General features: G+C 72.1%; 25 protein-coding genes. 8 read left to right on the top strand and 17 right to left on the bottom strand.

All coding sequences use genetic code 11. From position 1 onward, the window contains the following. Positions 1 to 28 precede the first annotated feature (28 nt). Genes ACZ6H8_RS10245 through ACZ6H8_RS10230 form a run of 4 tightly spaced genes read right to left on the bottom strand, consistent with a single transcriptional unit; the run spans position 29 to position 3957 of the window. Positions 29 to 1024, bottom strand: a complete 996-nt coding sequence (locus ACZ6H8_RS10245) for a YeiH family protein (RefSeq protein WP_464146701.1) — start codon at positions 1022 to 1024, stop codon at positions 29 to 31. A 14-nt stretch (positions 1025 to 1038) separates the two neighbouring features. Next, positions 1039 to 1803 carry a fumarylacetoacetate hydrolase family protein gene (locus ACZ6H8_RS10240; RefSeq protein ID WP_464146700.1) on the bottom strand — a complete coding sequence of 255 codons (765 nt, stop codon included), beginning with the start codon at positions 1801 to 1803 and terminating at the stop codon, positions 1039 to 1041. Further along, a complete protein-coding gene (locus tag ACZ6H8_RS10235) occupies positions 1803 to 2900 on the bottom strand; it encodes a branched-chain amino acid aminotransferase (RefSeq protein WP_464146699.1) in 1098 nt (365 codons plus the stop codon). The genes ACZ6H8_RS10240 and ACZ6H8_RS10235 overlap by 1 nt, the downstream gene beginning before the upstream one ends. 10 nt (positions 2901 to 2910) lie before the next feature. Further along, the gene (locus ACZ6H8_RS10230; RefSeq protein ID WP_464146698.1) at positions 2911 to 3957 is read right to left on the bottom strand and encodes a 3-isopropylmalate dehydrogenase; all 1047 of its coding nucleotides are present in this window, start codon (positions 3955 to 3957) and stop codon (positions 2911 to 2913) included. Positions 3958 to 4145: 188 nt separating this feature from the next. Between ACZ6H8_RS10230 and ACZ6H8_RS10225 the strand changes: the two genes are divergently transcribed. Both ACZ6H8_RS10225 and ACZ6H8_RS10220 read left to right on the top strand, forming a co-directional pair. After that, positions 4146 to 4400, top strand: a complete 255-nt coding sequence (locus ACZ6H8_RS10225) for a DUF6458 family protein (protein ID WP_464146697.1) — start codon at positions 4146 to 4148, stop codon at positions 4398 to 4400. Beyond that, on the top strand, positions 4400 to 4789 hold the full coding sequence (locus ACZ6H8_RS10220; RefSeq protein ID WP_464146696.1) for a VOC family protein: 390 nt from the start codon (positions 4400 to 4402) through the stop codon (positions 4787 to 4789). The genes ACZ6H8_RS10225 and ACZ6H8_RS10220 overlap by 1 nt, the downstream gene beginning before the upstream one ends. A gap of 12 nt (positions 4790 to 4801) precedes the next feature. Here ACZ6H8_RS10220 and ACZ6H8_RS10215 read toward each other — a convergent pair whose 3' ends face one another. Both ACZ6H8_RS10215 and ACZ6H8_RS10210 read right to left on the bottom strand, forming a co-directional pair. Then, entirely contained in the window at positions 4802 to 5224 is a 423-nt protein-coding gene (locus ACZ6H8_RS10215) for a hypothetical protein (protein ID WP_464146695.1), read from the bottom strand. A 136-nt stretch (positions 5225 to 5360) separates the two neighbouring features. Beyond that, positions 5361 to 6920: an MFS transporter gene (locus ACZ6H8_RS10210; protein ID WP_464146694.1), complete on the bottom strand. Its 1560-nt coding sequence runs from the start codon at positions 6918 to 6920 to the stop codon at positions 5361 to 5363. A 51-nt stretch (positions 6921 to 6971) separates the two neighbouring features. On the opposite strand from ACZ6H8_RS10210, the gene ACZ6H8_RS10205 reads away from it, so the two are divergent. Then, positions 6972 to 7511 carry a TetR/AcrR family transcriptional regulator gene (locus ACZ6H8_RS10205; protein WP_464146693.1) on the top strand — a complete coding sequence of 180 codons (540 nt, stop codon included), beginning with the start codon at positions 6972 to 6974 and terminating at the stop codon, positions 7509 to 7511. Between the two features lie 17 nt (positions 7512 to 7528). Here the strand turns inward: ACZ6H8_RS10205 and ACZ6H8_RS10200 are convergent, their stop codons facing one another. Both ACZ6H8_RS10200 and serA read right to left on the bottom strand, forming a co-directional pair. Further along, entirely contained in the window at positions 7529 to 8242 is a 714-nt protein-coding gene (locus ACZ6H8_RS10200) for an alpha/beta fold hydrolase (RefSeq protein ID WP_464146692.1), read from the bottom strand. A 54-nt stretch (positions 8243 to 8296) separates the two neighbouring features. Continuing rightward, the gene (gene serA, locus ACZ6H8_RS10195) at positions 8297 to 9892 is read right to left on the bottom strand and encodes a phosphoglycerate dehydrogenase (protein ID WP_464146691.1); all 1596 of its coding nucleotides are present in this window, start codon (positions 9890 to 9892) and stop codon (positions 8297 to 8299) included. Between the two features lie 502 nt (positions 9893 to 10394). On the opposite strand from serA, the gene ACZ6H8_RS10190 reads away from it, so the two are divergent. The 5 genes from ACZ6H8_RS10190 (at position 10395) to ACZ6H8_RS10170 (ending at position 14684) form a co-directional block, all read left to right on the top strand. Then, positions 10395 to 11699, top strand: coding sequence for a quaternary amine ABC transporter ATP-binding protein (locus tag ACZ6H8_RS10190; protein WP_464146690.1), 1305 nt, complete (start codon positions 10395 to 10397; stop codon positions 11697 to 11699). Continuing rightward, complete coding sequence (locus tag ACZ6H8_RS10185; protein WP_464146688.1) at positions 11699 to 12610, top strand: ABC transporter permease; 912 nt, start codon at positions 11699 to 11701, stop codon at positions 12608 to 12610. Before ACZ6H8_RS10190 ends, ACZ6H8_RS10185 begins: the two co-directional genes overlap by 1 nt. Before the next feature lie 103 nt (positions 12611 to 12713). Next, positions 12714 to 13625: a glycine betaine ABC transporter substrate-binding protein gene (locus tag ACZ6H8_RS10180; RefSeq protein WP_464146687.1), complete on the top strand. Its 912-nt coding sequence runs from the start codon at positions 12714 to 12716 to the stop codon at positions 13623 to 13625. Positions 13626 to 13756: 131 nt separating this feature from the next. Next, entirely contained in the window at positions 13757 to 14248 is a 492-nt protein-coding gene (locus tag ACZ6H8_RS10175; RefSeq protein WP_464146686.1) for a YbjQ family protein, read from the top strand. A 40-nt stretch (positions 14249 to 14288) separates the two neighbouring features. Further along, positions 14289 to 14684: a DoxX family protein gene (locus ACZ6H8_RS10170; RefSeq protein WP_464146685.1), complete on the top strand. Its 396-nt coding sequence runs from the start codon at positions 14289 to 14291 to the stop codon at positions 14682 to 14684. A 24-nt stretch (positions 14685 to 14708) separates the two neighbouring features. On the opposite strand, the gene ACZ6H8_RS10165 is transcribed toward ACZ6H8_RS10170, so the two are convergent. From ACZ6H8_RS10165 to ACZ6H8_RS10125, 9 genes are all read right to left on the bottom strand, one after another. Then, entirely contained in the window at positions 14709 to 15248 is a 540-nt protein-coding gene (locus ACZ6H8_RS10165; protein WP_464146684.1) for a hypothetical protein, read from the bottom strand. Then, positions 15245 to 15655, bottom strand: a complete 411-nt coding sequence (locus ACZ6H8_RS10160; protein ID WP_464146683.1) for a hypothetical protein — start codon at positions 15653 to 15655, stop codon at positions 15245 to 15247. Before ACZ6H8_RS10160 ends, ACZ6H8_RS10165 begins: the two co-directional genes overlap by 4 nt. Positions 15656 to 15697: 42 nt before the next feature. Beyond that, positions 15698 to 16705, bottom strand: coding sequence for a DUF2332 family protein (locus tag ACZ6H8_RS10155; RefSeq protein ID WP_464146682.1), 1008 nt, complete (start codon positions 16703 to 16705; stop codon positions 15698 to 15700). Positions 16706 to 16783: 78 nt separating this feature from the next. Next, positions 16784 to 17824 (bottom strand): sugar phosphate isomerase/epimerase family protein, encoded by a 1041-nt coding sequence (locus tag ACZ6H8_RS10150; protein WP_464146681.1) that lies wholly within the window; start codon positions 17822 to 17824, stop codon positions 16784 to 16786. Continuing rightward, entirely contained in the window at positions 17821 to 18924 is a 1104-nt protein-coding gene (locus ACZ6H8_RS10145) for a Gfo/Idh/MocA family protein (RefSeq protein ID WP_464146680.1), read from the bottom strand. The genes ACZ6H8_RS10150 and ACZ6H8_RS10145 overlap by 4 nt, the downstream gene beginning before the upstream one ends. After that, entirely contained in the window at positions 18921 to 20051 is a 1131-nt protein-coding gene (locus ACZ6H8_RS10140; RefSeq protein WP_464146679.1) for a Gfo/Idh/MocA family protein, read from the bottom strand. The genes ACZ6H8_RS10145 and ACZ6H8_RS10140 overlap by 4 nt, the downstream gene beginning before the upstream one ends. Before the next feature lie 17 nt (positions 20052 to 20068). Next, a complete protein-coding gene (locus tag ACZ6H8_RS10135) occupies positions 20069 to 20908 on the bottom strand; it encodes a carbohydrate ABC transporter permease (RefSeq protein ID WP_464146678.1) in 840 nt (279 codons plus the stop codon). Then, the gene (locus tag ACZ6H8_RS10130) at positions 20901 to 21896 is read right to left on the bottom strand and encodes a carbohydrate ABC transporter permease (RefSeq protein ID WP_464146677.1); all 996 of its coding nucleotides are present in this window, start codon (positions 21894 to 21896) and stop codon (positions 20901 to 20903) included. Before ACZ6H8_RS10130 ends, ACZ6H8_RS10135 begins: the two co-directional genes overlap by 8 nt. A gap of 55 nt (positions 21897 to 21951) precedes the next feature. Then, positions 21952 to 23253, bottom strand: a complete 1302-nt coding sequence (locus tag ACZ6H8_RS10125; RefSeq protein ID WP_464146676.1) for an ABC transporter substrate-binding protein — start codon at positions 23251 to 23253, stop codon at positions 21952 to 21954. Positions 23254 to 23266: the final 13 nt, after the last annotated feature.

Here is a 23266-nt window from a genome sequence, read left to right as displayed (position 1 = left end):
CGCAGGGCCGCGAGGCCGCGCGTCGGGGCTAGGCGAGCGCGACGAGCGCGAGCGCGAGCACCGCGATGCACGTGGATGCGCCGAGCGCCACGAGCACGCCACGCCAGTCCTGCCGCACGAGGGTCCCGAGACGCACGCGCGACAGCAGGCCGACGAGGGCGGAGGCGAGCAGCAGCTGCTGCACGAAGCCCGCGACGTCGAGCATCGCCTCCGGCAGCGGCACGAGCAGCCGCACGAGCGTCGCCGCGAGGAATCCGACGACGAACAGCGGCACGATCGGCGGCCGCGCACCGCTCGCCGATCCGGCCCGGCGCGCGCGGGCGGCGACGAGCGCCGTCATGGGCGCGAGCGTCACGACGCGCACGAGCTTCACGACGACGGCGAGCGCGAGCGCGCCCGGTCCCGCGATCGCAGCGGTCGCAACCACCTGGCCCACGTCGTGCACGCTCGCGCCCGTCCACACGCCGAACCCGGCGTCGTCGAGCCCGAGCGGCACGCGCAGCAGCGGCAGCACCCCGATCGCGGCCGTGCCGCAGAGCGTCACGAGCGCCACGGGCGTCGCCTGATCGCGCTCCGACGCACCCCGCGCCTGCGCGACGGCGCCGATCGCCGACGCTCCGCAGATCGAGAAGCCCGCCGCCATGAGCACGCGCTGGTCGGCGGGCATGCCGGCGAGGCGCGCGAGCGTCCACGTGAGGGCGAACGCGACGACGACGAGGATGACGACGCCGCCGATGAGCGCGGGGCCCAGCGCCCACACGTCGGCGAGCACGACCTGCAACCCCAGCAGCACGATACCCCCACGCATGAGCGTGCGGCCCGCGACCTTCGCGCCCGGCACGAGTCGCGCATCCGCAGCGAGCGGCGTCTGCCCGAGGGCGAGCCCCAGCAGCACCGACAGCGTGAGCCACGGCACGTCGACGCTCGCCGCGAGCAGGGCGTGGTGGATGCCGAGGCCCACGAGCGCGACGGCGACGCACGCGACGACCCCGGGCAGCGCGCCGCGCCCGCCCGACGACGGCATCGCCCGCGCGCCCGTCAGCCCTGCACGACGGGGTTGCGCAGCGTGCCGAGACCCGCGACGGAGACCTCGACGACCTGCCCGGCCGTCATGGGGCCGACGCCGGCCGGCGTGCCCGTGAGGATGACGTCGCCCGGCAGCAGCGTCATGGCTGCCGAGACGTGCTCGATGATCGTCGGGATGTCGAAGATGAGGTCCGCCGTCGATCCGGACTGCAGCGTCTCGCCGTCGAGCCGCGTCTCGAGCAGCAGATCGGCGACGTCGAGGTCGGTCTCGATGCCCGGCCCGAGCGGGCAGAACGTGTCGAAGCCCTTCGCGCGCCACCACTGCCCGTCGGACTGCTGCAGGTCGCGGGCGGTCACGTCGTTCGCGATCGTCCAGCCGAAGACGTGATCGAGCGCATCCGCCTTCGACACGCGCCGCGTCACGCGGCCGACGACGAGCGCGAGCTCGCCCTCGAAGTGCACGTTCGACGACTCCGGCGGCAGCACGATCGGGTCGCCGGGCCCGATGACCGACGTGTTCGGCTTCAGGAAGATCAGCGGCGACTCGGGCACGTCGTTGCCGAGCTCGGCGGCGTGCGCGGCGTAGTTGCGACCCACGCCGACGACCTTCGAGCGCGGGATCACCGGGGCGAGCAGCTGCAGCTGCGACAACGGGATGCGCTCCCCCGTCGTGTCGAAGCCCGCGAACAGCGGGTCGCCTGCGAGCACGACGACGTCGGTCTCGTCGACGACGCCGAAGACGATGCGGCCCTCGTGCGAGGCGCGGACGATGCGCATCAGCGCGCCTCGACGAGCTGCGTCATCCAGCCGTGCGGGTCGTCGGCGCGGCCGTACTGGATGTCGGTGAGGGCCTTGCGGAGCGCGAGCGTCACCTCGCCGGCGGGCGCATCGGCGTCGCCGAACGCGTCGGCGTCGTCCTTCGCCTTGATCGCGGCGATCGGGGTGATGACGGCGGCGGTGCCGCACGCGAACGACTCGACGATGTCGCCGGATGCGACGCCGTCGCGCCACTCGGCGAGCGTCACGGGGCGGTGCTCGACGGCGTGGCCGAGGTCGCGGGCGAGCTCGAGCAGCGAGTTGCGGGTGATGCCGTCGAGGATCGACTCCGACTTGGGCGTCACGAGCGTGCCGTCCTTCGTCACGAGCACGACGTTCATGCCGCCGAGCTCCTCGAGGTTCGCCTCGCCCGACTCGTCGAGGAACAGCACCTGCGCGCAGCCGTTCGCGAAGGCCTCCTGCGTCGGCAGCAGGCTCGCCGCGTAGTTGCCTCCGCACTTCGCCGCGCCCGTGCCGCCCTTGCCAGCACGTGCGTACTCGCGCGACAGCCAGATCGAGACGGGCTTGACGCCTGCGGGGAAGTACGGGCCTGCGGGGCTCGCGATCACCGAGTACAGCACCGTCTGCGCCGCCCGGACGCCGAGGAACACCTCGTTGGCGATCATGAACGGCCGCAGGTACAGCGAGTCCTCGCCGCCGGCGGGCACCCACGCCTCGTCGACGTCGACGAGCCGCACGAGCGACTCCACGAAGTCCTCCGTCGGCAGGCCGGGCAGGGCGAGGCGCTGCGCGGAGCGCTGCATGCGTGCCGCGTTCTGGTCGGGGCGGAAGGTCCACACCGAGCCGTCCTCGCGGCGGTATGCCTTGAGTCCCTCGAAGATCTCCTGGCCGTAGTGCAGCACGGCGGAGGCGGGGTCGACCGTGAAGGGCCCGTACGGCTCGATGCGCGCGTCGTGCCATCCGTCCTCGACGGTCCAGTCGATGAGGGCCATGTGGTCGGTGAAGTGCTTGCCGAAGCCGGGGGCGGCGAGCACGGCGGCGCGCTCGGCCTCGGTCTTGGGCGTCGTCGACGTGGTGGTGGTGAACTGCAGGGCCATGGTGGCTCCTTCAACGAGCCGCGACGAGCGCCGCGATGCGGTCGCCGGTCGCGGAGGTGGTGGTGGATGCCGGGCGGTCGGCGACGTCCTGGTCGACGGCGTCGCGGATGCGCCTCGCGGCGTCGGCGTGGCCCTGGTGCTCGCAGAGCAGGGCTGCCGACAGGATCGCCGCGGTGGGGTCGGCCGTGCCGGTGCCCGCGATGTCGGGCGCGGAGCCGTGCACGGGCTCGAACATGCTCGGGAAGGTGCCGTCGGGGTTGATGTTCCCCGAGGCTGCGAGCCCGATCCCGCCTGCGATCGCGCCGGCGAGGTCGGTGAGGATGTCGCCGAACAGGTTGTCGGTGACGATGACGTCGAAGCGGCTCGGCCGATCGACGAGGAAGATCGTCGCGGCGTCGACGTGCAGGTAGTCGACGGTCACGTCGGGATGCTCGGCGGCGACGGCGTCGGTGATGCGACGCCACAGCCCGCCTGCGTGGATGAGCACGTTCGTCTTGTGCACGAGCGTCAGGCGCTTGGAGCGGGTCTCGGCGAGGTCGAACGCGAAGCGCACGACGCGCTCGACGCCGAACGCGGTGTTGACGCTCGTCTCGTTCGCGATCTCGTGGGGCGTGCCGGTGCGCAGGCTGCCGCCGTTGCCGACGTACGGGCCCTCGGTGCCCTCGCGCACGACGACGAAGTCGACCTCGCCCGGGTCGCGCAGCGGCGACTCGACGGCGGGGTGCAGCGCGGTGGGGCGCAGGTTGACGTAGTGGTCGAACGCGAAGCGCAGACGCAGCAGCAGGCCGCGCTCGATGATGCCGCCCGCGAGTCGCGCGTCGCTCGGGTCACCGCCGACGGCGCCGAGCAGGATGGCGTCGTGCGTGGCGATGTCGGCCATGGTCTCCTCGGTGAGGATCTCGCCGGTGTCGAGGTAGTGGGCCGCGCCGAGCGCGAACTCCGTCTCGACGAGCTCGACCGATCCTGCGAGGGCGGCGCGCAGCACCTTCCTCGCCTCATCGGTGACCTCGGGTCCGATGCCATCTCCGCCGATCACGGCGAGCCGCAGCTGCTCCACACGTACCTCCTGACGCCCGAGCCTACCGGCGGCGATGACGCTCGGGGCGAGCCGGACGCACCCGAGTGGCAGTGAGGGAAGCACAGGATCGCGGCCGTGTCCAGCGCTGCGACGCGACCTCCGCCCGGCACTACCGTCGGCGGAGGTCGGGTGCGATCGTCGCGCCCCTCGACCGGAAGGAGAGCGTCATGCTCGGATTCGGCATCTTCCTGCTCGCACTGGGTGCGATCGTCACGTTCGCCCTGCCCGGCCTGTGGCAGATCCCTGGCGTCGACTGGATGCTCATCGGCTACATCGTCATGGGTGCGGGTCTCCTCGTGACGATCGCGGGCGCCGTGCAGATGGCGCGCGCCGGCCGCTCGCGCACCGTGCGGTCGTCGAGCGTCGACCCGGCCTCCGGCGAGCGCGTCGACCGCGTCGAGCGTCGCGACGACGTGCTCTGATGCCGACGATCGGGGGCGTGCACCACGTCGCGATCACGGTGCGCGACCTCGATGCGAGCGTCGCCTTCTACGAGCGCCTCCTCGGGTTCGGTCCGGTCGCCGAGCTCGAGGGCGAAGGGCTGCGGCGCAGGCTCTTCGCGCTGCCCGGCGGCACGAACCTGGGCCTCACGCAGCACGAGACGGCGAGCGTCGGCGGCTTCAGCCCGTTCCGCCCCGGCCTCGATCACCTGGGCCTCGGCGTGGCATCGCGTGACGAGCTCGTCGCGTGGGCGTCGCACCTCGACGACGTCGGCATCGCCCACGACGGCGTCGTGGACGTCGACTACGGCAGCGCCCTCAGCCTCAAGGATCCTGACGGCGTCGCGTTGGAGCTGTTTGTCGGGGCGTGAGCGCCGCCGGCCTCAGCGCCAACCGCGCGGCGGCGGGTGCCCGCTGTCGCTCCAGTACGACAGCGAGACGCCGAGCAGCTGGTCGCCCGGGATGGCGTGCACGAAGGTGGTTCGGGGATCGAGGATCCAACCAGCGATCTGCGCGTCCGGGGTCGCGCCGAGCGTCTCGGCCAGCGTCGCAGGACTCATGCCCTCAGGTGGCTCGAGCTCGAGCCACCTCCAGCACCCGCCTGATGCGCACTCGACGTCGGAGGCGGTCACCTCGGTACCGGCTGGCAGCTGCAGCGACGTCGCCGCTGGCGAGTCCCCCTCGGTGCGCCCGATCTCCAGGAAGATCACGTACATGCCGTAGAGGACCGACAGCAGCAGGGCTACCGCGAGTCCCGCCAGCACCAGGCCGCGCCGCTCAGCACGGACTCCTGAGCGTCGAGGCATGCGCGCAGGCTATCGGTGCGACCGCAGAGCGTCTCGGGGGCGGGCAGTGCGTTGCCGACGCACGCTCGTCAGCCCATTCCCTCCCGGCGCCGCGCGAAACCTCGACGTCGGCTCGAGCCCCGCCCGAGCCCCGGCCTCAGCGCTCGGCGGCTGCGATCGCGAGCGCCGCGGTCGACGGACGCCCGTCGCGGCCGCGCACGAGCCGCCACCACGTGAGGAACGCCGCCGCCGCGATGAGCACCGCACCCACGCCCGCGGTCCACACGACGCCCGCGTCGAACGCGTGGCGCGCCGCCTCGGCGAGCGCCGCCCCCGCCTCGCCGCCGACGCGGTCGGCGACGTGGATGCCGCCGCTGAGGGTCTCCTGGGCCCGCGCGGCGTCGTCGGCGCCGACGCCGTCCGGGATCACGAGGGTCGCCTGGTAGACGGCGGTGAGGATGCCGCCGAGCACCGCGGTGCCGAGCACGGCACCGAGCTCGTACGCCGTCTCCGAGACGCCGGCTGCCGCACCCGCCTTGTCGACGGGGGCGCTGGCGAGCACGAGGTCGTTCGAGAGCGTCTCGGCAGCACCGATGCCCGCGCCGAGCAGCGCGAACGCGGCGGCGATGGCCGCGACCGAGATGTCGGAGCCGATGACGGCGACCATGACGTACGCGATCGTCGAGGCGACGAGCGCGCCCACCATGACGACCTCCTGCCGCAGGTGGCGCACGAGCCGCACCGAGCCGAGGCCTGCGAGGATCATCGCCGCCGTGCCCGGCAGCAGCACGAGGGCCGCCTCGAGCGTCGACATGCCCACGACGAGCTGCAGGTGCTGCGTGAGGAAGAACAGGAAGCCGACGAGCGCGACGACCGACAGCAGGTTCACGAGCACGCCGGTGGAGAACGCGCGGTCGCGCAGCAGCGCGAGGTCGAGCATCGGATGCTCCGCGCGCTCCATGCGGCGCACGAACAGCACCCCGGAGACGGCTGCGAGGGCGACGAGCCCGGCCGCGACGGCGTCGATGCCGTCGGTCGCGAGGTGCTTGATGGCAGCGGCGAACGGCGCGAGCGTCAGCATGGCGAGCACGATGCCGACGACGTCGACGCGCGGCGCCGCAGCGTCACGGCTCTCGCGCACGAGCAGCGGCACGAGCACGAGCAGCGGCACGAGCAGCGGCACGGCGAGCAGGAAGATGCTGCCCCACCAGAAGTGCGCCAGCAGCAGGCCGCCGACCGAGGGGCCGACGGCGGAGCCGACGGAGAAGCCCGTCGCCCAGATCGCGATCGCGAGGCGGCGCTGGACGCGGTCGAGGAAGAGGCTGCGCAGCAGCGACATCGTCGAGGGCATGAGCGTCGCGCCGAAGAGGCCCTGCAGCGCGCGCCCGGCGATGAGCCACTCGGCGGTGGGCGCGAAGGCGCACAGCACCGAGACGACGCCGAAGCCGACGGCGCCGATCATGAGCAGGCGGCGACGGCCGAAGCGGTCGCCGAGCACGCCCATCGGCACGAGCAGGCCCGCGAGCACGAGCGGGTAGATGTCGACCATCCACAGCTGCTGCGAGCCGGTGGGCTCGAGCGCGCCCGCGATCTGCGGCAGGGCGAAGGCGAGCACGGTGTTGTCGATCGCGACGAGGAGCACGGGCAGCATGAGCACGGCGAGCGCGATCCACTCACGCACACCGGCGCGCGAGGTCTGGGTCTGGATCGTGGACATGCTCGCTACTGTACCGTCTGGACGGTACAGTCGGCAACGTATGCTGGTGGCATGACCGAGCGACCCACCGCCCGCGAGACGATCCTCGACGCGTTCGTGGAGGTGGTGGTGGAGCAGGGCGAGCGCGCTGCGACGCTGCAGGCGGTCGCCGAGCACGCGGGAGTGTCGAAGGGTGGGCTGCTGTACCACTTCGGCTCGCGCGAGGCCCTCGTCGATGGCCTCGCCGATCGGCTCGCGGCGCTCGGTGCCGAGGATGCGGTGGCGCTGCGCGAGGACCCCGACCCCGTCGCGCGCTTCATCCGCGGCTCGATCGTGCGCGAGACGCCGATCGACCAGGCGTTCGTCGCGGCGTTCCGCCTCATCCAGTCGGGCCAGCATCCCGCGCTGCGCGACGCGCTGCAGCGCGTCGACGACGGCTACCGCTCGGTCGTCGCCGAGGCGATCGGCGACGACCTCGCCCCCGTGGTGACGCTCATGAGCGACGGCATCTACCTGCGCTCGGGCCTCGACAGGGCATGGGCGCCGAGCGACGACGACGTCGAGCGCATCGTCTCGGCGGTCGACGAGATCGTGCGTCGCGCCCGCGACTGAGCGACGGTGCGCGCCGGCTACGCCGCGCGCTCGGCGATGAGCGCCGCGAGCTCGGCCGGCCTCGACCACATGGGCCAGTGGCCGGTCGGCAGGTCGACGATCGTCAGGGCGCGCTGCTCGCCCAGGCCGCGCAGGAATGACGCACCCTGCTCGGCGTACTCGCGGTACTCGTCGCCCGTGAACGCCGTCGCGACGAGCGTCTGCGGCACGTCGAGCCTGCGCTCGTCGCGCAGCGCTGCAGGCGTGCGCACGATCGCGGCGGGCTCGAGCACCGCCCGCTCACGGAACGTCGCGAGCTGCTCGTCGGTGAGGTCGCGCATCGAGCCGCCCTCGAGCTCCTCCTGCCACACGTCGTCGAGCGCGAGGCCCGGCCCCTCGAGATCCGGGCTCATCGCCCCGCCGTCGGCGACGGGGCACGTGTCGACCCACACCGCATGCCGCACGGCCTGCGGTGCGCGGTCGATCGCGATCGTCGCCGCGCCTGCGGAGCCCGAGTGCGACACGAGCACGGCCGGGGCCGCCCCGATCGCGTCGAGGATCGCCGCGACGTGGCTCTCGAGCGTCACCGGTGCGGGGTCGGCGCCGGGCTCGAGGCCCGGCAGCGTGAGCGCGACCGTCTCGTGCCCGGCTGCGCGCAGGCGCTCGGCCACGTCGTCCCACGCCCACGCACCCAGCCAGAAGCCGGGGACGAGCACGATGCGCGGATGCCGGGGGCTGGATGCGTCGCTCACGGCCGCGACGCTAGCCGCCGCCTCCGACACCGCACCAGGGTCGGCGCGGCGGCGCTAGAGCTCGACGATGTCGATCTCGCGGATCGAGTCGGCCTGGATGGCCTCGCCGATCTCCGCCAGCAGCGCCTCCGGCGCCGCCTGGTCGACCGTGAGGATCGACAGCGCCTTGCCGCCTGCGGTCGTGCGCGCGATCTGCATGCCCGCGATGTTGATGTCGGCCTCGCCGAGCGCGCGACCGTAGATCGCGACGATGCCCGGGCGGTCCTCGTACGTCATGACGACGTGGTGCGCCGCGAACGGCACCTCGACGTCGTGGCCGTTGATCGACACGATCTTCGCGACCTGCTTCGGGCCCGTGAGGGTGCCCGTGACCGACACGCGCTTGCCGTCGCTCGTCGCCGCGATCACCGAGACCGTGTTGCGGTACTCGTCGGAGCGCTCGTCGACGGTGAGCTCGCTCGTCACGCCGCGCTCCTGCGCGATGACGGGCGCGTTCACGAACGTGACGCCCTGCTCGCTGACGATGCGCGAGAAGAAGCCCTTCAGCGCACCCAGGCGCAGCACCTTCACGTCGTACTGGGCGAGGTCGCCGTGCACCTCGACGTCGACCGACTCCACGGGCCCGGCCGCGAGGCCTGCCGCGAACTGGCCGAGCCGCTCGGCGAGCGCGATGCCCGGGCGCACGTACGGGTCGATGACGCCGCCTGCGACGTTCACGGCATCCGGCACGAGGTCGCCTGCGAGCGCGAGGCGCACCGACCTCGCGACCGCGACGCCCGCCTTCTCCTGCGCCTCGTCCGTCGAGGCGCCCAGGTGCGGCGTGACCTGGATCGTCGGCAGCGACGTCAGCGCGTCGTCCTTGGGCGGCTCCGACACGAACACGTCGAGGCCCGCGCCCGCGATGCGGCCCTCGCGCAGCGCGTCCGCGAGCGCAGCCTCGTCGATGATGCCGCCGCGGCTCGCGTTGACGATGCGCAGGGTCGGCTTCGCGAGCGCGAGCTGCGGGCCCGCGATGAGACCGGTGGTCTCAGGGGTGCGCGGGATGTGGATCGTGATGAAGTCGGACTCGGCCATGAGCTCGTCGAGCGTGCGCAGCTCGACGCCCAGCTGCGCGGCGCGCGCAGGGCTCACGTAGGGGTCGAACGCGATGAGGCGCACGCCGAAGCCCGCGAGACGCTCGGCGACCAGCACGCCGATGCGGCCGAGGCCGACGATGCCGACGGTCTTCTCGTAGAGCTCGACGCCCGTGAACTGGCTGCGCTTCCACTGGCCTGCCTGCAGCGACGCGTGCGCGGCGGGCAGGTGGCGCGCGAGGCCGAGGATGTGGGCGATCGCGAGCTCGGCGGCGGAGATGATGTTCGACGTCGGCGCGTTGACGACCATGACGCCCGCCTTGGTGGCCGCGGGCACGTCGACGTTGTCGAGACCGACGCCCGCGCGCGCGACGACCTTGAGCACGGGCGCGGCGGCGAGCGCCTCGGGGTCGACCTGCGTCGCGCTGCGCACGAGCAGCGCGTGGGCGTCGGCGAGCGCCGACAGCAGCGCGGGACGGTCGGTGCCGTCGACGTGCCTGACCTCGAAGTCGGGTCCGAGGGCGTCGATGGTGGCGCTCGAGAGGGTCTCGGCGATGAGGACGACGGGCTTGGACACGCGGGGACCTCGCTGGGTGTGGACGACAGTGCTGGACAGGCACACCGGCGTGCCGCGTCCATGGTAGCGACGGGCGTGCGCTGCGGCTCGAACGCCGTCGCGCGACGTCACGCAGCCGCGCCGACCACAGCCGACGACCCTGCCGAGACAGGTGAGCGAACATCACGAACGTGCATCGATCCTCGGCGTCCGCGCGGCCGTGGATCGAGCACGCGGCCATGCAACGCGCGCGCTGATACACGATGCGCTGCGAGTCGGCAACCACGCGACGCGGTTGCAGCACCCCACCTCGCGTGAAACCTTGGTCGAGCCCCGCAACGGGGCTCCCCCGACCAGTCCGCGGTCGCCGGCGACGCCCCAGGGCCCCGCACCGGCGAGCGTACGGTCGGCGGCCTGACGCCGATCCGACATCGGCGCGCACGCCGCGTCGACACCGACGCGCACCGAGGGCCGCCCACCCGGGCGCGACCGATGCAGCCGACCGCGCGCTGCCGGAGAACTCGTGACCATTCCGCATGCCATCGAGGCCAAGCACCTCTACAAGGTGTTCGGCAAGCACCCGAGAGCCGTCGTCGACCGCCTCCGCGGCGGCGCCGCGCGCTCCGAGATCGCCGACGCCGGCACCGCCGCCGTCATCGACGCGAGCTTCTCGGTCGCGCCCGGCGAGATCTTCGTCATCATGGGCCTGTCCGGCTCCGGCAAGTCGACCCTCATCCGCATGCTCAACGGCCTGCACGACGCGAGCGGCGGCGAGGTGCTCGTGCAGGGCGACCCGATCACGGGCATCCCCGACAGCCGCCTGCGCGGCATCCGCCGCGAGCGTCTCGCGATGGTCTTCCAGCACTTCGCGCTGCTGCCGCACCGCACGGTCGCCGCCAACGTCGCCTACCCGCTCGAGCTCCGGGGCGTGCCGAAGGCGGAGCGCCTGGCGAAGGCAGACGAGGTGCTCGCGCTCGTCGGCCTCGACGGCTGGGGCGACAAGCTGCCCTCGCAGCTCTCCGGCGGCATGCAGCAGCGCGTCGGCATCGCCCGCGCACTCGCCGCCGACACCGAGATCCTCCTCATGGACGAGGCGTTCAGCGCCCTCGACCCGCTCATCCGACGCGAGATGCAGGAGCAGCTGCTCGAGCTGCAGGCGAGCCTGAGGAAGACCATCGTGTTCATCACGCACGACCTCAACGAGGCGATGTTCCTCGGCGACCGCATCGCCGTCATGCGCGACGGCCGCATCGTGCAGATCGGCACCCCCGAGGACATCCTCACCGACCCTGCGAACGACTACGTCGAGCAGTTCGTGCAGGACGTCGACCGTGCCCGCGTCCTCACGGCGTCGAACGTCATGGAGCGTCCTCGCTCGGTCGTCGCCGAGACCGCGGGCCCGCGCACGGCGCTGCGGCAGATGCGCGACGCGGGCGCGTCGGCCGCGTACGTCGTCGGCAAGGATCGGGCGCTCCTCGGGCTCGTCACCGACCGCGATGCCGTGCGGCTCGTGCAGCAGGGCGCCACGACCCTCACGGGCGTCGTGCAGCCCGCTCCGGTGAGCGTGCGCCACGACGAGGTGCTCATGAACCTGTTCGTGCCGTCTGCGGAGTCGCCGCTGCCGCTCGCCGTCACCGGCGACGACGGCCAGCTCGTCGGCATCATCCCACGCGTCACCCTGCTCGCCGCCCTCGGGCCGGGCGCCAACCCCACTGGAGAGCTCATGGTGCTGCCGCAGCCGGTGTCGCACGACGTCATCGACGAGGTGCTCGCCGACGCCGACGATGCGCACGGCCCCCTGGCCGCCGACACCGAGGAGGTGCGCTGATGGATGGCTTCCGCATCCCCGTCGGCGCGTGGGTCGAGGACGGCGTCCGCTGGATGCGCGACAACCTCGACTGGCTGCTCGGTGCCGTCTCCTCGGTCATGGGCTGGCTCGTCCGCTCCCTCACCGAGGTGCTCGTCGCATCGCCGATCGTCGTCGTCATCCTCGTCGCCGTCCTGCTGGCATGGCTGCTGCGGTCGTGGAGGTTCGCGATCGGCACCGCCATCGGCTTCACCCTCATCCTCGCGATGGGCGTGTGGGTCTCCGCCATCCAGACGCTCGCGCTCGTGATCGTCGCGACGCTCATCGCGGTCGCGATCGCCGTGCCCGTCGGCATCCTCGCCGCGCGCAACGACCGGTGCAGCGCCGTCGTCAAGCCCGTGCTCGACCTCATGCAGGCGATGCCCGCCTTCGTCTACCTGATCCCGGCGATCGTGTTCTTCAGCATCGGCGTCGTGCCCGGGCTCGTCGCGACGATCATCTTCTCGCTGCCGCCCGGCGTGCGTCTCACGGAGCTCGGCATCCGCGGCGTCGACGGCGAGACGGTCGAGGCGGGCTACGCGTTCGGCGCGACGCCCGGGCAGATCCTGCGGGGCGTGCAGCTGCCGCTCGCGATGCCCACGATCATGGCCGGCGTCAACCAGGTCATCATGCTCGCGCTCTCGATGGCGGTCATCGCCGGCATCGCAGGCGCTCCCGGGCTCGGCCAGGACATCGTGCAGGCCATGTCGACCGTGGACATCGCCACGGGCGTCGAGGCGGGCATCGGCGTCGTCGTCATCGCCGTCTTCCTCGACAGGCTCACCGGCGCCCTCGGCGCGGCACGCGAGCACGGCTCGTCGCTCGTCAGCCTCGTCGCCCGCCGCAGGGCGACCGCCGCGAAGGGCCAGCGCGGCCTCGCGCAGGTCGCCTGACGCCGTCGGCCGCGCACCCCGAGCCTCGACCCCCGACGCCTGCTGCCGCTCGCGGCAGCAGCACCCCATCCCATACGAAACCCACGTGAACGAAAGGTCCCTGATGAAGACTCGACACCTCACCGGCATGCTCGCCATCGGCGCAGCATCCGCGCTCGCCCTCGCCGGCTGCGCGAGCGGCAACCAGACGGAGGGTGGCTCCGGCGACGACGGCGACAGCCTCGGCACCATCACGCTCGGCTTCCTCCCCTCCTGGACCGACGGTCTCAGCACCGCCTACCTCCTCGAGAACCAGCTGGAGCAGCTCGGCTACACCGTCGAGATGCAGGAGCTCACCGAGGCGGGACCGCTCTACACCGGCCTCGCCCAGGGCGACGTCGACATGTACCCGTCGGCATGGCCGGAGCTGACCCACGCCTCCTACATGGAGGAGTACGGCGACCAGATCGAGGACCTCGGCACCTACTACGAGGGTGCAGCGCTCACGATCGCCGTGCCCGACTACGTCGACATCACCTCGATCGACGAGCTCGCAGCGAACGCCGACCGCTTCGGCGGCCAGATCTTCGGCATCGAGCCGGGCGCGGGCCTCACGGCGCAGACGCAGGACTCGATGCTGCCGACGTACGAGCTCGAGGGCACGTACGAGCTCGTCACCTCGTCGACCGCGGCGATGCTCGCCGAGCTCGACACCGCCATCAGCCAGGAGCGCGACATCGTCGTGACCTCGTGGACGCCGTTCTGGGCGAACGAGGCCTACGACCTCCGTGCGCTCGAGGACCCGCAGGGCGCCATGGGCGAGTCGGAGGGCCTCCACTTCCTCGGCACCGACGGCTTCGCCGACGAGTTCCCGGAGGCCGCCGAGTACATCGCAGGCATCCAGCTGACCGACGAGCAGTACGCGTCGCTCGAGGACATGGTCGTGAACGAGTACGGCGAGGGCCAGGAGTCCGAGGCCGTCGAGGCGTGGATCGAGGCGAACCCCGAGGCGTTCGACACGCTCGTCGCACCGTAGCCGACGCTCGCTCGATGCCACCTCGCGTGGCACCGACGACCGTCACGATGGGGCGCACGTTCGCGTGCGCCCCATCGTCGCGTCCAGGCGGGGTCAGCGCGCACCCAGCGCTGCGGTGGAGACTCGAGCCCATGATCATCGTCACGACGAACGACCTGCCAGGCTTCCGCATCCTCGCGGTGCACGGCGAGGTCATGGGGCTCACGGTGCGCAGCCGCGACGCCGCCACGAACTGGGTCGCAGGGTGGCGTTCGATCGGCGGCGGCGAGATCCCCGAGTTCACCCAGATGCTCGTCGAGTCGCGCATGCAGGTCATGGGCCGCATGGTCGAGGAGGCGCAGCGCCGCGGCGGCAACGCAATCGTCGCGATGCGGTTCGACGCGAACGAGATCGCGCAGGCGTGGACCGAGATCTGCGCCTACGGCACGGCCGTGACGGTCGAGCCGATCGCCGACGGCCCCGGCTCGACGGCGCAGTCCCAGCAGCTCGCCGCACGCCCCGTCGCCACCCTGCAGCCGCAGCCGCCCGCGCACGGCTACGCACCGCCGCAGATGGTGCCGCCCGTGCAGGGGCAGGTGCCGTGGCCGCCGCCGCCCGCGCCCGGCGCACCTCCGCAGCCGTAGCGGGCCACGGGCGCCCGCCGCATGCGCGAGGATGGAGGCGATGGATCCCTTCCTCGTCGTCCAATGGGTGCTGCGCATCGCGCTCGCCGTCGTGTTCGTCGCGATGGGAGCGCTGCACTTCGTGCCGAAGGTGCAGCGCGGCATGGGTGCGATGATCCCGCCTGGCATGAAGGGCACCGGCATCCGCTCGCCGCGCTCGCTCGTGCTCATCTCGGGCGTCGCCGAGATCGTGGGCGGTCTCGGCCTGCTCGCGCCGTGGGATCCGGTGCGCTTCGCAGCCGGCATCGGCCTCATCGCGCTGCTCATCGCCGTGTTCCCGGCGAACGCCTACGCCGCGCGGCACCGCGACCGGTTCGGTGCGTCGGCGGTGCCGCTCGTGCCGCGCGCGATCGCGCAGGTCGTGCTCGGCGCCCTCGTGCTGCTCGCCGCCATCTGACGCGCTCGAGGCCGTCGGGGGCCGCTAGCCGCCGAACGCCGCGATCGCCGCGCGCCTGGCGAGCTCCTCGAGCAGCAGCGTGAGCTGCGCGCTCACGCCGAGGCCGAGCAGCAGGATGCCGGCGCGCGCAGCGAGCCTGCGGCCGCGGGAGACGGCGGATGCGGCTGCGAACGCCACCGCCGGCACCGCGACGCCTGCGTACAGCACGACCCACGGCACGCGCTCGGCGATGCCGATCTCGGCGTAGACCTGCGGCAGGCCCACGAGGTTCGCGACCGCCGAGTACAGCTGGTAGGCGAACAGCACGACGAACACGAGCGTCACGATCACCACGTCGCTGCGGCGCTCCGGGCGCTCGTCGGGCTCGTCGTCGTCCGGCTCCTCGGCGGCGTCCGGCTCCTCGGCGACGTCCGGCTCCTCGGCGACCTGCGATGCGGGGGTGGCGTCCGCGTCGGCGTCGGCGACGTCGACCTCGGCCTCCGACCGCAGGGCGGGCGCGGCGTCGTCGGCCGTCACGGCATCCTCGGGTTCGTGCGGCTCGACCGCATCCTGACGGGCGGTCATGCGAGCGTCCCCACCACGAGCGGCCACGGCGCGGTGACGACCGCGCCCGCGATCCACCACGGCACGGGCTGCGCGGCGAGCCTGCGGGCGGCGAGCCACCAACCGATCGGCGCGAGCACGGCGAGCAGCTCGCCGAGCTGGTACATCGCGAGCGCCAGGATCGTCTGCTGCTGCGACGGGTTCGCGAGCATCACGACCACCCAGCCGGCAGCCCACGCGATGGCGATGACGAGGAAGAGGACGCGCACGACGCTCGTGGTCCTGCCGCCCGCGGCTGCGACGGCGGTCGGCGCGGCAGCGGTCGCGGCGGCGCCGGCGGCATCGGGTGCGGCGGCGTCCTGCGTCACGAGCGTCTCGTCGGCGTCGTCGCCCTCCCACGTGAGGGCATCGCGATCGTCGTCTGGCACCTGGGAACCCTACCGTCCGAGCCTATGGCGACGGCTCCGCGGTCACCGTGCGAGCGGTCGCACCCAGCGGCCGTGCGCGTCCGCGAGCGCGAACGGCTGCTCGTCGACCGCGATGCAGAAGTCGCCCTCGTCGTGCGTCGCACCGAGCGCGTCGAGCCGCTCGCGCACCGCGCTGCCAACCCCGAGCCCCTCGTTCGAGATCCAGGTCGCGTCGCTGCCGCGCATCGTCTCGGCGAACGCGCGCCTGCCTTCGTCGGCGACGTAGGCGAGCACGGCGGTGTGGAACACGACGGTCGTCGCAGCCCGTCCGCGCGCCTCGTCGACGAGGGCTGCCGCATCGCGCACGAGATCGCCGCGCACCACGGTGGGACCGTGCTCGCGCGCGATCGCGACGGCCGCGTGCAGCCGGTCGAGCCGGTCGCGGTCGGGCGCGCCGTCGCCGACGGGCCAGATGAGCGTCTCGAGCCAGCGCACGTCGTCGTCGCTCGCCGCAGACAGCGGGTTCAGGTCGAGCCCCGCCGACCACGAGACGTCGGGCATCCTCGGCGCCGGCGTCCCGCCGAGCAGCCGAGTCGAGAGTCGCGGGGCACCCTCGTCTCCGACGACCGTCGTGCCGTCATCGCCCTCGAACGCGTACGACCAGCGGTCCGGCTGCAGGCACAGCCCCATGGAGGCGCCGACCTCGACGAGCGCGAGCGGCTGCGGCAGCGACGCGAACGCCGGCAGCAGCGTCGCGAGCCTGCGGGCCTCGTTCGTCTGCGTGCGTCGTGTGCGGATGCATGCCTCGATCGCATCCCACCGCTCGTGCACGTGCGCTGCAGCCTCTGGCCACGGCAGGCGCGTGTCGACGCCCGCGAAGCGCATGGCCGCCAGCACGAGGTTCGGCTGCTGCTCGATGCGGCTGAGCGGGGCGAGGCGTGTCAGCAGCGCGTCGTCGGCGGCGAGTCCGCGCGCCCAGTCGGCGTAGCGGGGGCTGCGTGCATCCCCCTCGATCGTCGCGAACCGCATCCAGCGGGCTGCGATCGCACCCTCGGCCGTCTCGTCGTCCACGCACGCAGGATACGAGGTTCTCGGCCGCGTTCGACAGCGAACGCGGCCGAGCGCCTCAGCTGGCGTCGAGCCCGGGGCCTACTGGTTCGAGAAGGCCGCGTCGAACGATGCGGTCGGCAGCTGCCACAGCAGCTCGCGGATGCGCGTGACCGCCTCGGCAGCGCCGTGCAGGCGGTCCATGCCCGCGTCCTCCCACTCGATCGAGATGGGGCCGTCGTAGCCGATGGCGGCGAGCGCCCGGAACGCGTCCTCCCACGCCATGTCGCCGTGGCCGGTCGAGACGAAGTCCCATCCGCGACGCGGGTCGCCCCACGGCAGGTGCGAGCCGAGCACGCCTGCGCGGCCGTTCGCCGGCCGCAGGCGCGTGTCCTTGCAGTCGACGTGGTAGATGCGGTCCTGGAAGTCCCAGATGAACGCGACGGGGTCGACCTGCTGCCACAGCATGTGCGACGGATCCCAGTTGAACCCGAACGCCTCCCGATGGTCGATGGCCTCGAGGGTGCGCACGCTCGTCCAGTAGTCGTAGGCGATCTCGCTCGGATGCACCTCGTGCGCGAACCGCACGCCCTCGCCGTCGAACACGTCGAGGATGGGGTTCCACCGCCTCGCGAAGTCCTCGTAGCCCGCGTCGATGCGATCGGCGGGCACGGGCGGGAACATCGCGACGTACTGCCAGATCGACGAGCCCGTGAAGCCGACGACGGTGTCGACGCCCAGCTTGCGCGCCACGCGCGCCGAGCGCTGCATGTCCTCCGCGGCGCGCTGCCGCACCCCCTCCGCGTCGCCGTCGCCCCAGACGGAGTCGCGCAGGATCGCCTGGTGCCGGAAGTCGATGGGGTCGTCGCACACGGCCTGGCCGGCGAGGTGGTTCGAGATCGCGAACACCTGCAGCCCGTGGCGGTCGAGGATGTCGAGGCGCGACTGCGCGTACGCGTCGTCCTCGTCGGCTCGCGCCAGGTCGAGGTGATCGCCGGAGGCGGCGATCTCGAGCCCGTCGTAGCCCCACTCCGACGCGAGGCGCGCGACCTCCTCGAAGGGCAGGTCTGCCCACTGCCCCGTGAACAGCGTCACGGGATGCCGTGCCTGCTGCGTCGATCCGTGCTGCGTTCGCTCGCTCATGCCGCCACGCTCCTCGCTCGTGCGGTCGTCGAGACGTCGATCCACTCGCCGGAGGCGGCCGACCGCAGCACCGCATCCGTGAGCACGGCGGCGCGGAGGCCGTCGTGGAAGGTGGGGAGCCCGTCCGGCGCCTCGCCCGCGATCGCAGCGTACGCGTCGGCGACGAACGCGTCGAAGGCGTCCTGGTACCCCATGGGGTGCCCGCCGGGCACGCGCGAGAGTCGCGCGGCGTCCGGCGAGAGCGTGTCGGGGTCGCGCTGCAGCAGCCTGGAGCCTGCGCGCTCGCCGATCCACAGCTCGTCCGGCCGCTCCTGCTCGAACCGGTAGCTCGCATCGGCTGCGTGCCACTCGATCGTCAGGGCGTTCTTGCGTCCCGGTGCCATCTGCGTCACGAGCGCCGTGCCGACGGCGCCGCCGTCGAGGCGGAAGAGCACGCCGGCGATGTCCTCGTTCGACACGGATGCGTCGCCGCGCCGCTCGAAGACGGTGCGCGTCGTCGCGGCGAGCGACACGATGCGCTCGCCTGCGACGAACTCCACGAGGTCGAGCAGGTGCGAGCCGATGTCGGCGAACGCGCGCGACGGGCCGCCGAGATCGGATCCGGCCCTCCAGTTCGCGTCGCCGGGCAGCAGCATCCAGTCCTGCAGGTACGCGGCATCGACCGACAGCAGCGCCTCGCCGCTCGCGGCGAGCCGCGCCCGCGCCTCGCGCACCATCGGGTGGTAGCGGTACACGAACGGCACGGCGCCGACGAGCCCGGAGGCGTCGAGCGCGTCGACGAGCGCCCGCGCCTCCTCGACGCTCGTCGCGAGCGGCTTCTCGCACACGACGTGCCTGCCTGCCGCGATGGCCTGCGCGGCGAGGGACGCGTGGGTCGTGTTGGGCGTGCAGACGTGCACGACGTCGACGCCCGCGGCGATGAGCGATGCGGCATCGGGCATCGCGGTGGCGACGCCGAGCGCCTCGGCAGCCTCGGCGGCGCGAGCAGGCGACGAGGAGGCGATGCCCACGAGGTCGGCCCGCGCGGAGCGTGCGGCGTGCGCGTGCACGCGCGCCATGAATCCGCCGCCGAGGATCCCGACCCGGGTCCTGGCGGTCACGCCGGCACCGCCGAGTGCGGCGTCGTCGGGTCGAAGTCGGTCTCGACGGGCACCATGGCCTCGACGCTCGAGTCGAGCGTCACGGGCTGACCCGTGCGGATCGACGCGTCGATCGCGATCATCGCCTCGAGCACGTGGAGGGCGAGCTCGCCGGAGGCGCGGTGCGGCCTGCCCTCGCGGATCGCGCGCACCATGTCGACGATGCCGATGCCCCGGCCGCCGACGGCGCCCTCGACCTCGACGGCCTCCCACGTGCTGTCGGCGCGGAAGTCCTCGCCGACGCGCGTGACCTCGAGGTCGCCCTCGAACATGTTGGGGTCGGGGATGCGCAGCGTCCCCTCGGATCCGGTGATCTCGACGACCCCGCCGCGGCGGTAGGCGGTGTCCCACGAGAAGGTCGACTGCGCGACGCCGTGCTCGAGCTCGATGAGCACGTGCACGTGCGTGGGCACGTCGACGGGGAACGACTCCCCCGCCCGGTCGCCGACCTTGATGGTCCGGGTGGGCTGCGGCGTGCGGCCGACGGCCGAGACGCGACGGATGGCGCCGAGCGCGCTCACGAGGGTCGTGAGGTAGTACGGGCCCATGTCGAACACGGGGCCCGCTCCGGGTGCGAAGAGGAACTCCGGATTCGGGTGGAACAGGTCCGGACCCGCGTACTGCATGACGGTCGTCGCGCCGATCGGCTCGCCGATCACGCCGCGCTCGATGGCGCGCAGGCCGCTCTGCACGCCTTGGCCCAGCACGGTGTCGGGTGCGATGCCCACGCGCAGCCCCAGCTCGTCGGCACGGGCGAGCAGGCCCCGTGCGGAGTCGAGGTCGACGGCGATGGGCTTCTCGCTCCACACATGCTTGCCCGCCTCGACGGCGCGCAGCGACACCTCGGCGTGGGCAGCGGGGATCGTGAGGTTCACGATCAGCTGCACGTCCGGGTGCGCGAGCACGTCGTCCGGCGTGCCCGCGTCGGCCACGCCGTGCCTGTCGGCCTGCGCACGAGCGCGGTCGACGTCGAGGTCGCCCAGGATCACGACGCGCACGTCGGGGTACTGCGCGAGGTTCGTCAGGTACTGCTCGCTGATCATGCCCGCACCGATGAAGCCGATGCCGACGGGGGTCTGCAGCGTCACGCTGCCTCCTTCGATGGTCACTTGACGGCTCCTGCCGAGAGTCCGGCGACGAGGTGCCGCTGGACGAGCAGGAAGCCGACGAGGATGGGGATCGAGACGACGATCGACGCCGCCATGAGCTGGTTCCACAGCACGTCCGACTCCGAGGAGTATGCCTGGAGCCCGATGGGCAGGGTGCGCGTCGCGTTGCTCGAGAGCACCGCGGCGAAGAGCACCTCTCCCCATGCGGTGATGAACGAGTACACGGCGACCGCGACGATGCCGGGTCTCGCGACGGGCAGGATGACGCGGAACAGCGCGCCGAGCCTGCCGGTGCCGTCGATCATCGCGGCCTCCTCGAGCGCAGCCGGGATCGCTCGCATGTAGCCCGTGAGCATCCAGATCGAGAACGGCAGCGTGAAGGTCATGTAGGTGACGATCATGCCGAGGTGGCTGCCGGTGAGCTGCAGCCCGATCGTGCGCTGGATCTGCGTGAAGATGAGGAACAGCGGCAGCAGGAACAGGATCCCGGGGAACATCTGCGTCGACAGGATCACGAGGCTGAAGGGCCGCTTGGCGCGGAACGACAGCCGGGCGAGCGCGTACGACGCGAGGATCGACACGATCACCGAGAACGCCGTGGCCGTGACGGTGACGATGAGCGAGTTCGTGAAGTAGCGCGCGAGCGGCACCGTCGACCACATGTCGATGAACGGCTGGATCGTCCACGTCGTCGGGATCCACGTAAAGTCGCCCGACACGTCGGAGAGCGGCTTGAACGCCGTCGTGACGATGATCCACAGCGGCACGAGCACGAAGATGGACAGCAGCGTGAGGGTGATGGCCCTCGCGACCTTGAATCCGCGGGTCTCAATCATCGAGGTCGCCTCCCTTCGGCAGCACGAGTCGGATGTAGAACACCGACACGACCAGCAGCGCGAGCAGCAGCAGGAAGCTCATGGCTCCACCGGCGCCGAAGTCCCACAGCAGGAACGAGTTCTGGTAGATGAGCGGTGAGATCAGCAGGGCCTGGACGGGCGACTGCGGACCGAACAGCACGTAGGGGATGTTGAACTGGTTGAAGAGCCAGAGCCCCAGGATGAGCACGAGCGCCGCGTTGGCGTGGCGGATCATCGGCAGCGTGATGGTCCAGAACTGCTTCCAGTTCGAGGCGCCGTCGAGCGACGCGGCCTCGTAGACGTCGGTCGGCACGTTCTGCAGCGCTGCGAGCAGCATGAGGAACGCGAAGGGCCACATCGACCAGATCGAGACGACGACGAGCGAGATGAACGAGTTGTCGCCGATGAGCCAGTAGGGCCGATCGCCCGAGAAGCCGAGCCAGTCGACGAGGACCTGGTTGACGACGCCGTCCTGCTGGTTGAGCATGAAGCCCCACGCGAGCGTGCCGACGTACGTCGGGATCGCGTACGGCACGAGGAACAGCGTGCGCAGCAGGCCGCGCCCCTTGAAGCTCGACGTGAGGAACACGGCGGCCGCCATCGCGAGCACCCACGAGACGCCGAGCGTCAGCACGACGTACACGGCGGTGCGTCCGACGGAGCCGAGGAACTCGGAGCCGATGGCGCTCGAGGGGTCGAGGCCGCGTGCGAAGTTGTCGAGGCCGATGAACGGCGCCTGCAGCCAGTTGCGCAGCGAGCGCTGGTCGAGCTCGATGAAGGCGATCCACACGCCGAGGATCATCGGGATGATGTGGATGAGCAGCTCGAGCAGCACCGCGGGGAGGATGAGCAGGTAGGCGAGCCTGCGGTCCTTGTGCTGCTGGGTGCCGCGACGGGGCGCTGCGGGCTTCCTCGTCGGCGTCGGCGCGGATGCGGCGACCTCGGGGCGGGTTGCGGTGGTGGTCATGATGCCTCCTGTCGGGCAGGGCCGGCGCTCGCGCGCCGGCCCCGTGACGGATGGGTCAGCGCACCTGGCCGTTCGCGGCCGCGAGGCGACCGGCGACGTCGACGTCGCCGCCGGTGGCGTAGGCCTGGAACGCCTCGCGCACGGCGTTGCCGACCGCGGCCTCGATCTCGCCGATGTTGCCGACGAGCGGGAAGGGCGCCGAGGCGTCGGCCTGCGCGTCACGCCGCACCTCGAGGGTCGTGTCGCCCGAGTCGGCGAGCAGCGGCTCGTCGTACGCGTCGGCCACGACCGGGAGGAGGCCGAACGACGAGGAGAGGAACGCCTGCTCCTCGACGCTCGTCATGTGCTCGACGAAGTCGAACGCCGACTCCTGGTTGGGCGAGTCGACGAGCACGGTGATGTTCGTGCCCGCGACCATCGACTCCACGTCCTCGCCGCCGTCGAGCACCGGCGTCGGCGCGATGGCCCAGTCGGTGAAGTCGCGGCTCGTGAACTGCTCGACGGGGTTCTGCTGCAGGATCATCGCGGCGTCGCCGTTGATGAACTGGTCGACGGCGTCGGCACCGAGGTCGATCTCGGCGTTGCTGGGCGCCATGATCGCCGACTCGGTCATGAGGTCGACGTACGCCTCGACGCCCGCGACCTGGCCGTCGCTGTCGAGCGTCGCCTCGCCCTCGTCGTCGACGAAGTCGCCGCCGTGCTGCTGGCCGAGGATGAACGCCATGTGCGCGTTCTGCTGCACGTTGGCCGCGGCGCCCGAGAAGCCCCACTGGTCGATGGCGCCGTCGCCGTCGGTGTCGACGGTGAGCTGCTGGCCGACCTCGACGAACTCCTCCCACGTCGCGGGCGGCTCGGTGATGCCCGCTGCGGCGAAGAGCGCGGGGTTGTAGTAGAGCGAGTACACGTTGGAGAGGAACGGCACGGCGTCCTGCGTCTCGCCAGGCACCTGCGCGGCCTCGTAGACGGCGGGCACGAAGCGGTCGGTGCCGCCGAGCCAGTCGAGCGAGTCGCCCTCGACGGTCGAGAGGGCTCCGGTGTCGTGCAGCGAGCCGGTCCACGTCGTGCCGATGTTGAGCACGTCGGGACCGGTGCCGGAGGAGATGGCGGTGAGGATGCGGTTGTAGAGGTCGGCCCACGGGATGACCTCGAACTCGACCTCGATGCCGGTCTCGTCGGTGAAGCGGTCGATCGACTCCTGGTAGGCCGCCTCGGAGTCGCCGATCGTCGCGGTCTGCTGGGTGGCCCACCAGGTGATCGACTCGCTGCCGCCGCCGTCGTCGCCTGCGGCGCAGCCGCTGGCTCCCAGCAGCACGGTGGCCGCGGCTGCGGCCCCCACGATGGTCTTGATGCGCGTCATCGGAACTCCTTCG

The sequence above is a fragment of the Agrococcus sp. AC640b genome (assembly GCF_979255995.1).
This window is presented reverse-complemented; position numbering and strand designations above follow the sequence as displayed.